The organism is Halobacillus sp. 12SKB, from assembly GCF_052941655.1.
In genome coordinates, this window is sequence record NZ_JBRFWR010000001.1 from 1,153,844 (window position 1) to 1,166,215 (window position 12,372).

Annotated in this window: 13 protein-coding genes; 9 read left to right on the plus strand and 4 right to left on the minus strand. The window is 43.3% G+C overall.

Annotated elements, in window-relative coordinates; genetic code table 11:
* Positions 1-12 precede the first annotated feature (12 nt).
* Positions 13-564, minus strand: a complete 552-nt coding sequence (locus ACQ4XT_RS05800; protein ID WP_446852831.1) for a DICT sensory domain-containing protein — start codon at positions 562-564, stop codon at positions 13-15.
* A 401-nt stretch (positions 565-965) separates the two neighbouring features.
* On the opposite strand from ACQ4XT_RS05800, the gene ACQ4XT_RS05805 reads away from it, so the two are divergent.
* Complete coding sequence (locus tag ACQ4XT_RS05805) at positions 966-1,337, plus strand: CidA/LrgA family protein (RefSeq protein WP_446852832.1); 372 nt, start codon at positions 966-968, stop codon at positions 1,335-1,337.
* Positions 1,330-2,019: an LrgB family protein gene (locus ACQ4XT_RS05810; protein ID WP_446852833.1), complete on the plus strand. Its 690-nt coding sequence runs from the start codon at positions 1,330-1,332 to the stop codon at positions 2,017-2,019. The genes ACQ4XT_RS05805 and ACQ4XT_RS05810 overlap by 8 nt, the downstream gene beginning before the upstream one ends.
* Positions 2,020-2,061: 42 nt before the next feature.
* Here ACQ4XT_RS05810 and ACQ4XT_RS05815 read toward each other — a convergent pair whose 3' ends face one another.
* Positions 2,062-2,592, minus strand: coding sequence for a hypothetical protein (locus ACQ4XT_RS05815; RefSeq protein WP_446852834.1), 531 nt, complete (start codon positions 2,590-2,592; stop codon positions 2,062-2,064).
* 63 nt (positions 2,593-2,655) lie between these two features.
* Positions 2,656-3,729: a serine hydrolase gene (locus ACQ4XT_RS05820; protein WP_446852835.1), complete on the minus strand. Its 1,074-nt coding sequence runs from the start codon at positions 3,727-3,729 to the stop codon at positions 2,656-2,658.
* Between the two features lie 430 nt (positions 3,730-4,159).
* Here ACQ4XT_RS05820 and ACQ4XT_RS05825 point away from each other — a divergent pair, with 430 nt between their 5' ends.
* The 6 genes from ACQ4XT_RS05825 to ACQ4XT_RS05850 all read left to right on the plus strand — a co-directional run bounded on the left by ACQ4XT_RS05825 (position 4,160) and on the right by ACQ4XT_RS05850 (position 9,826).
* A complete protein-coding gene (locus tag ACQ4XT_RS05825) occupies positions 4,160-5,671 on the plus strand; it encodes a malate:quinone oxidoreductase (protein WP_446852836.1) in 1,512 nt (503 codons plus the stop codon).
* Positions 5,672-5,967: 296 nt separating this feature from the next.
* Positions 5,968-6,372 (plus strand): VOC family protein, encoded by a 405-nt coding sequence (locus ACQ4XT_RS05830; RefSeq protein ID WP_446852837.1) that lies wholly within the window; start codon positions 5,968-5,970, stop codon positions 6,370-6,372.
* Positions 6,373-6,513: 141 nt separating this feature from the next.
* A complete protein-coding gene (locus ACQ4XT_RS05835; RefSeq protein WP_446852838.1) occupies positions 6,514-6,714 on the plus strand; it encodes a hypothetical protein in 201 nt (66 codons plus the stop codon).
* 200 nt (positions 6,715-6,914) lie between these two features.
* Positions 6,915-8,177 carry an MFS transporter gene (locus ACQ4XT_RS05840; protein ID WP_446852839.1) on the plus strand — a complete coding sequence of 421 codons (1,263 nt, stop codon included), beginning with the start codon at positions 6,915-6,917 and terminating at the stop codon, positions 8,175-8,177.
* Positions 8,143-8,754: a TetR/AcrR family transcriptional regulator gene (locus ACQ4XT_RS05845; RefSeq protein ID WP_446852840.1), complete on the plus strand. Its 612-nt coding sequence runs from the start codon at positions 8,143-8,145 to the stop codon at positions 8,752-8,754. Before ACQ4XT_RS05840 ends, ACQ4XT_RS05845 begins: the two co-directional genes overlap by 35 nt.
* Positions 8,755-8,839: 85 nt before the next feature.
* Positions 8,840-9,826: an aldo/keto reductase gene (locus ACQ4XT_RS05850; RefSeq protein ID WP_446852841.1), complete on the plus strand. Its 987-nt coding sequence runs from the start codon at positions 8,840-8,842 to the stop codon at positions 9,824-9,826.
* A 99-nt stretch (positions 9,827-9,925) separates the two neighbouring features.
* Here the strand turns inward: ACQ4XT_RS05850 and ACQ4XT_RS05855 are convergent, their stop codons facing one another.
* Positions 9,926-11,380 carry an amidase gene (locus ACQ4XT_RS05855; RefSeq protein WP_446852842.1) on the minus strand — a complete coding sequence of 485 codons (1,455 nt, stop codon included), beginning with the start codon at positions 11,378-11,380 and terminating at the stop codon, positions 9,926-9,928.
* A 151-nt stretch (positions 11,381-11,531) separates the two neighbouring features.
* Between ACQ4XT_RS05855 and ACQ4XT_RS05860 the strand changes: the two genes are divergently transcribed.
* Positions 11,532-12,263: a helix-turn-helix transcriptional regulator gene (locus ACQ4XT_RS05860; protein ID WP_446852843.1), complete on the plus strand. Its 732-nt coding sequence runs from the start codon at positions 11,532-11,534 to the stop codon at positions 12,261-12,263.
* Positions 12,264-12,372 lie beyond the last annotated feature (109 nt).

Sequence of the window (12,372 nt, forward strand, 5' to 3'; positions counted from 1 at the left end):
TCTCGGAATCTATTAAGCAAGTTCGGTCATGCGACTCGTGTGTGGTTCTAACAGTCGAGACGCATGATCAATGACTTTAGGGCTGGAAGATTTGGCTCCTCTAAAATTACGTCCTTCCTCAACTTCGTGTACTCCGAATCCATCCAAATCATAAGCAACCATCATGGATTTAAAGTTTGGAGCATCGATAACGAGAAACCACTCTCTGATTAATTCACTGTTAGGCGGAAGAGCGATATAATTGATGCCATCCTTTTGATCGACAGGTGTATCATCTTCCCCAAATATGTACACATTGGAGTATTCTGTCATTGCTTGAAAGCGTTCGATCACATTTTTGGCTCGAGAAAATTTTTGAAACCCGGCGTAAACGTTTCCTTTCAGTTTCTTCATCAAGACCATGTTTTCCATCATTAAGCACATGTACTCAAGCTGGGGAACCTTTGACTCGAATTTAATTGAACCTGCCTGCAATTGGGAGAGATTTGCATTCCCTAAATTTTGAGTTTCGCCTTCTATAGATCCAAAGCATTCTTTGAATAGGGATAGATTTTGAATGTCCATGTGAATATCCTCCTAGTAATATATGTGTGATTTTTATACTCATCCCCAAAAATAAGGAATTAAGATTAGGTCTTCAGATGGATATCTTATACCCTGTTAAAGGCGAAATAAACTTTTATATCAAAATAATTTTTCATTGGAATCTTATCGATAGCACCCTCTCTGCCTAAAAAAGAAAGGAGGAGCATTTTATCAAAATAGTTATTCCTACTAATGCTCACCAACGCGTTGTCTTTGGCTTCTCGGAAACATTAGCAGAGTTACGAGGGTGATCCATGGAATTTCAAGGTAAGGTGCAGAGCATATATAGTTTTAAGGAGCAGGATTTTTGTGTGCTCTTCACATTCCTATATAATAAAGGAAGAAAACTTCCATCTCACAACTAGAAAGAAGGATCACACGTGTCAAAAGCAGTCACTATCATTCTGCAAATTGTAGGCTTATATATCATCTATCTACTCGGAACACTCATCCAGAACACATTCAATCTATTCATTCCAGGCAGTGTCATCGGACTGGTCATCCTTTTCGCACTTTTATCATTAAAAATAGTTCCCGAACGCTGGCTTAAACAAGGCGTTGGTTTCATGATCAAACATCTGCCTTTCTTTTTCATTCCCGCAACGGTCGGGGTCATGAGCTATGCGTACGTTTTTGAAGGGAAAGGGGTTCTTTTAATACTGATCGGTCTGTTGAGTACGGCTTTAGTGATGGGAATCTCAGGCTTCATCGCTCAGTGGATGGCGAGAAGGAGGGAGGCTGCTCATGAATGATCTTCTTCTGGCTACAGTAGTAATCATTTTAACGATTGTTATCTATCAAGGGGCATTAGTCGCTTATCGCAGATTTCGCCGCATCTATACAGCACCGATTATCTTATCGACGGTGACAATTATCCTTCTTTTACTGTTGTTCGGTTTTTCCTATGATACGTATATGCTTGGTGGCAAGTGGATTGATTATTTACTTGGTCCGGCAGTGGTTGCGCTTGCTTTCCCGCTTTATCAGTATCGTGACCTTTTGAAAAGGATGCTCCTGCCGATTTTGGTAGGGACTTCGGTAGGCGCGTTTATTGGCGTGACCTCTGGACTTCTGCTCAGCAAATGGGCGGGGTTCAGTGAATTAATCATCCACTCGATCGTTCCGAAATCGGTAACGACACCTGTCGCGATGTCGATTGCGGAATCAAGCGGCGGTGTCATGCCGCTTGCTGCTGTTTTTGTCATGATTGCAGGCATCGGGGGGGTACTGATTCATCCTATGGTGATGCGTTATGCCCGATTAACCCACCCGCTTGGAAAAGGGGTGGGCATGGGGAGTGCTTCACATGCGATTGGGACGGCAACATCAATGGAGCGGGATCCGCTTGAAGGATCCGTCAGTACGATTGCGATGGTATTGAGTGCTGTCATTGTTTCAGTCCTGGCTCCGGGATTAACGTTACTATTCATGTGAAAAAAGTGTCTGCCTCTTCTGTTCAGAGCGCAGACACTTTTCTTATTTTTTCGGCCATATGAAATGACTGATGGCGATGAGAAGATCGACACCAACGACAAGTGTCCAAAGCTTCCATGCATTGGAGAGTGCTTCAGTGCGTGAAGGATCACCAATGAGTAAGGTCAGGATCACAAGAAAAGTGGCTCCGATTATATAGGCAAGCACATGCTGTAGCCAGCTTTTAAAGTAATGTTTCGCATGGGGGATGCCGGAAAGTTTCTTTGGGCGAGGCCCTTCTTTTGTAATGTAATATTGGAAACGAACGTCCGCCCAATCAATCATGCTTTTACCGAAGGCGACTGATACACCAATATAGACGGCGGCAACCGCATGGGCAATTGTGGCCTCAGCCCCGTTCCATAGGTGCACACTTGTCGTTACAAGTAAAATTAAATCAATGAGTGGGGTTAAAGCGAGTAACAACAGGCCTGTTTTTCTTTTATTGAAGATGTAACGCATCACCAGTCCGGCGATGATGACAAACCAAAAGCCGATTTCACTTGCGACAATCATCCAGGCGATCAAGTCCAATGGTTTTCCTCCTGCCCTGTTTCTTCAATAATAATCGTATCTACTTTTTATAAGTTTTCCTCCTCAAGAACTTATTTTCTTTCTGAACACCTGGTTGGTCAAAACGTTAAGCAAAAAGGAGTTAAAATTCCTTTGCAGTTTTCTAGAATTTAAGACGTTCAGGTTGGTGGCCAAGAACACCACCTCCGTCTGATTGCCTTCTTTATCTGTTGTATAGGAAGCATGGGTGAAAACAAATAAGGTCGAACCTCCTTTCATCCCAGCGTGGTCGATCCACTTCCTGTTTGCTTTATGTATGTACAAAGCATAACCTAGGATTTCTTCAACACAACGTTGCGTCTGATAATCAAAAGTCTCTCTTCGATTGATGATTTTCATGAGGGACAAATAGTCTTGTGCTGATGCTGCGGGTAATCGGTCGGACCATATTTTTTGGAACTCCACATCCAGTTTCACTTTGTCCATATATTTTCTTTTTTCGTTCGAAGATAAATGCGCGTGAATGTCCATAGAACAGTCGATATATTCTTTTCTAGACATGCTCTTCAGTCTTTTTAAGAGATCATTTTTATCAGTCATCTTCTCCTTGGATTCAATATAGGAGGGGATGTACAGGGAGGAGACAACGGGAAAAATGGGGGTATGACTGTCCAAATGAAGAGACGTGGGTAAAAGATTGATAGCCTCTAAGCCAAGATAATTCATTAGGAATTCTGTGTTAGCGTTTGAGCTGTAGGCAATCATCCCAATCGCGATTTCTTTCAAAGTGTACTGGTCTTTGTCGGAATTGGCACGAACCCATTGTTTGTGTGCACCGCCATCTGTCCCTTTCATATAGAATTTCAAAAGTTCTTCTTTGGGGATCCTTGCATGTTCATCAATTTTGTTATCGCTCACTTGTTTTGCAAATGCAATGGCAATGATGATTTTCACGGTACTTGCTAATGGTAGAACCGTCTGGGGATTGATGGAAACGATGGGCTCATCGTTCCGTTGAATGATCAGTGAGACATCTTCTTTCTCTTTTCTTTTCTTAACATACTTCATGACCACCTCTGTATTGTTATAAAAAAATTTCCATAAGACGATGGCAGTTAAGGAAATCGCTACCCCTACTGGAATGAATAGTTCGGTCACAGGCAAGTCTCCTCTCCAAATTATATGCGGTACGTACTTGTACCCCTTTTTATATCTACGTTTATTTTTGATATGTGTTTCATTTTTCCATTAGAAAGGCGGGGCTTGTGGTCACTGTGAGAATGAAAAGATTCACCCAAACGGATCTTTAAAAAATCACCCATGCACTTGATAAGAAATGTAAGTAATTAGGTGGTGTCTTGACCTATCTTTGCACCGCTTCTCTATGGAAATGGACTAAAAAACAGCGAGTGCTGAACACCATAGCGCATTTTTGAATAGGCTGATGGTGCAATGTTTTTCTTCCCCTGGTGGGAAATAACCCGACGAATTCATTTCCGGAAGGGCTTCCAAATATTTTAATTTTTCAACAATAGTGATACACTGAACATAGATAAAAATATCTGATAATAGGGAGAATGAAAGGGAAATGAGCAAAAAATACTCGAAGACAGACGTGATTTTAATTGGTGCAGGGATCATGAGTGCGACATTAGGATCTTTGCTTAAAGAATTGGTGCCGGACTGGAACATTCGCGTGTTTGAAAGGCTTGGAAGTGCAGGGGAAGAAAGTTCAAATGTATGGAACAATGCAGGCACAGGCCATGCAGCCCTTTGTGAGCTGAATTACACGAATGAACAACCCGACGGCTCGATCGATATGACAAAAGCCATTAAAGTAAATGAACAGTTTCAAGTCTCCAAGCAATTTTGGTCTTATCTCGTGAAAAACAATCGAATTAGTAATCCGAATGACTTTATTATGCCATTGCCTCACATGAGTTTCGTTCAGGGAGAGGGCAACGTTGACTTCCTAAGAAAGCGCTTTAAAACAATGGTTGCGAATCCGTTGTTTAAGGATATGGAATTTTCCGATGACCCAGACAAACTGGAAGAGTGGATTCCTCTGATCATGAAGAACCGGACGATCACAGAACCCATTGCAGCAACGAAGATTGATGCAGGAACGGACGTGAACTTCGGTTCGCTGACAAGGAAAATGTTCGATCATCTAGAAAAAGAAAATCTCGAAATTAATTATAAGCACAGCGTTGAGGATATCAAGCGTGCGGAAGACGGTTCCTGGGAAGTGAAAGTGCGCGATCTTCAGAACAATAAGATGGAATTTCATAAGTCTGATTTTGTCTTCATCGGCGGTGGGGGCGGAAGTCTGCACTTGCTGCAAAAAACGGGTATTCCTGAATCCAAACAGATAGGCGGATTCCCTGTCAGCGGTCTGTTCATGGTGTGTAACAACCCGGAAGTGATTGCCGAACACCGTGCGAAAGTGTACGGCAAAGCGAAAGTCGGTGCCCCACCGATGTCAGTGCCTCACCTGGACACACGTTTTATCGACGGCAAGGAGAGCTTGCTTTTTGGACCTTTCGCCGGCTTCTCACCGAAGTTTTTGAAAACCGGATCGCTGCTTGATTTGATTACATCCGTTCAAAAAGATAACTTGGCGACTATGGTCGCAGCAGGCGTGAAAAACGCTTCTTTGACGAAATATCTTATCGAGCAGGTCATCCAGTCGAAAGAAAAGCGTTTGGAAGAACTGCGTGAATTCATCCCTACGGCCAAAGCTGAGGATTGGGACCTCGTCACCGCAGGTCAACGTGTACAGGTCATCAAGGATACCGAAGGCGGAGGAAAAGGGACCCTTCAATTCGGAACCGAAGTTGTCAGTTCTGCAGATGGGTCTATTGCAGCCTTGCTTGGGGCCTCACCAGGAGCATCGACAGCCGTGTCGGTTATGCTTGAGCTGATGGGAAGATGTTTCCCGGAGCAGCTGAAAGAGTGGGAGCCGAAGCTCAAGGAGATGATTCCTTCTTACGGGAAAGATTTAGTTGAAAATCCAGAATTGATCCGAGAGATTCATGCGACGACAGAAGAGTCACTTGGGTTGACGGAAGAGCAGGAAGAGAGCCCTGTGAATATTTAAAAAATAAAAGTTGCCCCTATCCTTAAAGCGGTAGGGGCAACTTTTTTATTGTTTTATCACGGAATGTCCTATAACGAATGTTCATCTCCCTCTATTCACGTTTGAATATCCTCTGATCATGTTTTAAAGTCCCTTATCGAGGTTAGCGCCCATTTTTTCAGTCAAAAGTTGTATGTGTTATTCATTCTTTTCGCCAATGGTTTTTCTTTCTGACTTGGTTACGATTGATAAAAAGAGGGATTTCGTTACGATGAGCTTTTGAGAAAGCGCCCTCTGTATGTGAGAGGAGAACAAGAATGAAGTTTCCAAGATTTGATGCATCGCAAATAAGAATAGCGAGACCAACAGATCAATTCGAAAACGTGATTGATTTTTATGAGGCAGGACTTGGTTTAGAGCGACTAACAGACTTTGCAGGTCACAGAGGATATGAGGGAGTGGTTTATGGATTGCCCGGTTTACCCTACCAACTCGAGTTTACTAGACATGATTCAGGCAGCCCATGCCCTGCACCCTCCAAGGATAATCTGCTTGTTTTTTATATAGAAAACAAGGGTGAGGTGTTGGATGTAGCTGAAAGGCTTCATCATATGGGGTATCAAGAAGAGGAATCTGAAAACCCATATTGGGAAGAAAAAGGGATAACGATTGAAGATCCCGATGGTTGGAGAGTTGTTTTAATGAATACGAAAGGGATTTGATTAAAGGGTTAAAAGAAAAGTATGGTTTTAAAATCTCTGTACTTCTTTCTTTATTTCTGCCGCCCCCCCTTTTTTTTCTGAAATTATTTGTCTTAGGTGGGAGTGCTTTGAAATAATGGTAAGTTGTAAGGGGGAGTCTGCATGTTGTTCTTTATTATTATTGTCTGCATGTTATTAGGTTGGTTGATTATGATGACCGGGCCTTTAATAGGAGGAATCATCACTTTTGGTATTGTCGTTGGCTGCTTATTTAGGGGATTGTTTCTCATTAGTGAAATACATAAACAAATAGTCAAAGATGAGAGAGTGGAAGACTCAGACATCGATATGGGCAAGGGGTAATGATCATATTGCCGCCTCAGCCCTTTGGATAAGTAGTAGTGAATATAGGGTGGAAAAGCATGGATGAAAAAATGACGTCCATGTTTTTTTATGTCTAAAAGCCCCTTATTAAAAACAGGTGTTGCAAAACGACACCAGTGTCGATATACTGAAGTTAACAAAACGACACTCATGTCGTTTAATTGAGAGGGGCCCGGCCTATGGATCGCTTATGGAAAAACAAAGGGTACGTGACCTTGATGTCTGCGCAAGCCATTTCAAGTATCGGTGATTGGTTAAGTATTGTCGCGATTATTACACTAGTCGGTTTGAAATGGGATGCATCACCGCTTGAAGTATCATTCGTCTTTTTGTGCTTGGCCGTGCCTATGGCCTTGTTTGGACCGGTTGCTGGAATGGTGGCTGATCGATTCAGCCGGAAAACGCTTATGATTGTCTCTGATGTTGTAAGGGCAGCTTTAATACTGATTTTGACGATCGCTACATCACTTTGGATGGTTTATGCAACGTTACTTACGATTGGAATTTTTTCCGCTGTCTTCATCCCTGCGAAAAACGGGAAATTGAAAGAAGTGGTGGCAGAGGAAGATATGAAAGGGGCGATGTCAATCACCTCAATGATTGACTCGTCAACGAAAATTCTCGGTCCGCTCATTAGTGGGTTGCTTGTCACAGTAGTCGGGGCCCAGCAAGTGTTCATCATAGATTCGGCAACGTTTCTCGTGTCTGCGGTCATCCTGTTGTTTGTTCCAAGTGCGCGCTCCCTGGAAACGACCGAAGAAGAAAAAGAGGAAGGGTCGTTCAAGAAAGAATTCGCACTCGGCTTTTCTTTTCTTAAGTCAAACCGCTTTATGATGACGGGTTTGATTTTGGTTGGTCTCAGCCTTTTGATTCTTCAATCGGCAGATTCCCAACTCATCGTCTTAATCCGTGAACTGACGCAGGCTTCACCAGATTTGTTCGGTTATCTTGTGACAGGTTCTGGCCTCGGCATGTTTTTGGCAGGATTTTTGTTAGCGAAGAAAACGGATTATAAAGCTTATCCGCTCATGCTTCTCGGGGTATGTGGAATCGGAGCGAGCTTTGGGATTATGGGGATGCTTACCTATTATGATCTCAATTATTCCATCCTGTGGGGACCGGGGCTTGGATTCACGGCGGGTTTTTCAGCAAGCTTGATTTTTGTTCCGTTTCAGGCGACGGTCCAGGTGAACACGCCTGTTCATATGACCGGGCGCGTGTTTGGGGTCATTAATAGTGTCATGACGACTGCGACGATCATCGGGCCCCTCGTCGGAGGGTGGATCGCAACAATGATTGGCGTCATTCCGACGTTTACGATTACAGCAAGTCTTCTCGTCTTCGTATCCATCGTAGGGTTTATTACGAAGCGAAAAGTAGAGGGAGGGAAGAGAGATGTCTCCACGAGTGAGCAAGGAACACCTGAAGCAACGACGAGCTGACATTATGGAAGCTGCAAGGAACGTATTCATTAAGCATGGATATGGGCACACCACCATGAAGCACGTCATGGAGGCTGCCGGCGTCAGTCGTGGCGGTCTCTATCAATATTTTTCAAATAAAGAAGATTTGTTCGAAGCTTTGCTTGAAGAAGGGCTCACGGACGAAGCGGAAGCGACAGAGGATTCTCTGGAAAAAGTAGAATCCTACTGGGCTTTACTTATGCAGCTTTTGTTCGGAGAAGATGGAAATCCTGATACAGAGATGGACCCGCTCGCACCAAGCAAATTAGAATTTTTCATCACGGGTCGGAATGATGAACGAAGACGTGACTATGGAGAAAAGCGTTATGAAATGGGGCTGCGTATTTACGATGAACTCATCAAAAAAGGGCAGAAATCCGGTGAGTTCAGTGACCACTATGACAGTGAGCTTGTGGCAAGGTCAATCATCACTTTTATCGACGGCCTTGCGCTCGACCATGCGATTCTGCCGGAAGAGAAAGTGAAACTGAAGGAGCAGTCAGCTTTGTTTGTAGAATATTTGAAAATGGCATTGGATGTACCATCCTCTCGTTGAGGAGGGTTTTCTATATTTGTGCATGTTTGACTTTATAAATAGTTGGATATACAACTATATGATTTGACCAAAGGAGGAATCACACATGAAATCACTGGAGAATGCGTTGAAGCATAGAGTAGGACTAGGAACCGCCCCTTTAGGAAATATGTTCAGGAATGTACCGGAAGAAGAAGCTCGTGATACGATACAAACGGCCTGGGATCAGGGCGTCCGCTATTTTGACACCGCCCCTTTTTATGGCGCTGGTTTAGCGGAAATGCGTGTCGGTGACGTATTATCGAAGTACAACCGCGATGACTATGTGTTAAGCACAAAAGTAGGACGTTATATGACGGATGAGACAGAAGAGAACGCAGGGCTTTTTGAACACGGACGGAACAATAAAGTCATTACCGATTATAAGGAAGACGCAACAAAGAGGTCGATCGAGCAAAGCCTCGAACGACTGAAAACCGATCGTTTAGATATGGTCTTCGTGCACGACGTTTCTCCTGATTTCCACGGTGATGAATGGGTAGCTAAATTTGAAGAAGCGAGAACCGGAGCCTTCCGTGTGTTGTCACGTCTTCGCGAAGAAGGAGTCATCCGTTCATGGGGCCTTGGCGTCAACACGACAGAACCGATTGAACTGGCAATGGAACTGGAAGAAACAAAACCGGATGTCTGCTTATCCGCAACGCAATATACGCTCCTCCAGCATGACCGCGCACTGCAGCGTATGATGACGATGGCAGAAGAGAAGGGCGTAGATATCGTTGTCGGCAGTCCCTATAACTCCGGCGTTTTGTTTGGTGGAGATCACTACAACTATGAAAAAGCCGGAGCGGATATTATTGGTAGAGTAAATCAATTGAAAGAGATCGGCGACAAGTACAATGTCCCGTTAAAAGCAGCTGCACTCCAATTTTCAACTGCTCATCCAGCCGTGAAATCGGTCATTCCAGGTTCAACGCGTCCGGACCGGATTAAGGAAGATTTAGAGATGATTCAGCGTGAGATTCCGAAGGCTTTTTGGGATGAACTTGTGGAGAGAGGGTTTGTTTCAGTGCAGGCTCCTCTGCCTGAATGATTCACTCTATATATGAAAGGAAGGAAGCTAAAAGATCTGCTTCCTTCCTTTTTATTTTCTGTGCTTTTAATTATTCTAGATCAAATATTACGATTATGGTTAAGTGGAAGACATAGATTTAATATTTATTTTTGGTTGTTTTGAGATCCATGGAGCTGCTTCCTCCAGTTGAGCCGCCAATGAGAGGAGTAATCCCTCATTAGAGAAAGCGCTTGCAAATTGCATCCCAATAGGAAGTCCTTCTTCACTCCACCCTAAGGGTAAAGAAATAGCCGGAGTTCCGGTAGCATTATACAGATTCGTATAAGGGGCATAGGTGAAAATTTGATTGGTCCAATCTTCAGCTGTCAGGCCTTCTTTGTTACAATTGAGTGTTCCCAGGGGTAAGGATTTTTGTGCTGTCACAGGTGAGAGGATCACATCGTATTTTGTGAAAAATTCACCGATGACCCTCGAAATCATGGCATTGATATCAATGGCTTGTAGCAAATCTTCTCCTGAAATCTTTCCTCCAAATTCATAACAAGCCCAAATCCCCGATTCAAGATTTTCCTGTGATGGAATGCGGTTCACCATACTGGCAGTTCCATTGATCATATGCCTGATGTTCGTGGTCCAAATCCTGAGAGTTGATAAAGAAAGTGCTTCCGCATCCACAGCAGGAGATATTTCTATGACCTCATGGCCAAGCTCTTCACACAATTTCGCGGTTTTATCCAATTCATTCAAGCAGTCTTCATCTACAGGTACATGGGACAACGGATCCCTCATCAAAGCGATCTTTAGTTTTCGTGGGGCTTTCTTCATTTGAGAAGAAAATGATTCGACAGGGGGCTCAGCCCAACCATAGCAACCGATGTCAGGTCCCGAGACAGCATCCAGAAGTGCCGCTGTATCCCGAACGGTTTTGGTTAAAGCAAATTCAATGGCTATTCCGTTCAAAGGTTCGCTATTATACGGGCCTGCAGGAATACGTCCCCGCGTCGGTTTGAGTCCTACTAATCCATTACAGGAAGCTGGTATCCTGATAGATCCGCCCCCGTCATTGGCGTGGGCTACGGGGACAACCCCTGCAGCAATAGATGCCGCCGAACCGCCGCTTGAGCCCCCAGGACTGAGGGAAGAGTCCCAGGGATTTCGCGTCGCTCCATAAAAAACAGATTCAGTTGTCGCATTATATCCAAATTCAGGAGTCGTTGTGGTACCAACAGTTAAAAGGCCGGCCTCTTTGTATCTCTTCATAAGTTCACTATCTACGGGGAAAGTGAGTCCTTCAGCTAATTGACTTCCCATATTAACGGGAACGTTTGCTTTGTGTAACACAAGTTCTTTAATTAAGAACGGCACCCCATGAAATGGACCAGTTGGGAGCCCCTTATTTATCTCTTCCTGAGAGTCTTGGTGTAATGTTTGTACGACTGCATTCAACTCTGGATTCAACAATGTGATAGCCTCGAGGGCCAATTCTCTTAACTCTGAAGCTTTGACTTCTTTATCCTTCACGAGTGCAGATAGACCTAACCCATCATAGCTTGCATACTCATCTAAGCGCATACTTTCTCCTCCTTTTGTATAGTTTCTCATGTTAGAAGAGAGAGATAAATTACCCAAAAGTATAGTATTTTGAAAATTCCGTATATTAAAGGTATAATGAGGAAGTCTTAACACTTCACCAGCTAGGACTATGGAGAGGGGTTCTATAATGTTGAGTGAGACTCGTCTAGATCCAATTGATTATGAAAAGGTGCTGTCCTTTTATAATATAGTCCTTCAGTGTAAAGGTAATCATATGATTATTCAGGAGGCGCTCCAAGAAATTTTCAATTATAACCAAACCATCCTATGGGATCTTCGTCCAAAAAGAACATTAGCCTCGCCACGTGCTTTCAATCTTCCACGACAAGCGCTCGAAGATTATTTAAGCTATTTCCAACCACTGGACCTTCTTCACCCTAAAAATCTTTACATATCTAGCACGAAACAAATATTTTGTTTGAATGAGATCCTATCTCAGAACGATTATGAGCAATCCGAATACTATCAAGATTTCATGAAGAAACATGGATATTACGATGAGATGGGTGTTTACTTCATGTTGGACAATCAAGTCAGAGGGGTCCTTGGATTAGTACGCACCCACGATGAGCCGCCTTTTACAACGAAAGATGTGACTTTTCTCAATTATCTGATCGCTCCTTTGAGTTCAGTATTTATGGATAAGAAGAAAGAAAAGTTGACAGGCATTTTAATTGATAATGGAATCACAGAGCGAGAGAGTCAGGTTGTTCATCTTGTCATAGAGGGAAAGACGAATAAAGAGATGGCAGAGATATTATTCGTTAGTGAAAACACAATTAAGAAACATTTGCAAAACATTTTCCATAAATTTGGTGTTTCTAATAGAACAAGCATCTATCGAGTTTTGCAGATGAAATAAGGTTTTGACTTTCTGGTTGTTGTAGGAAGGTTTTTGGGAGCTGAAACGGGAGAAGTCTGTCTAACATGTCATAAAAAACGAGGTATAGGTTGGTCCCTATACCTCGTCT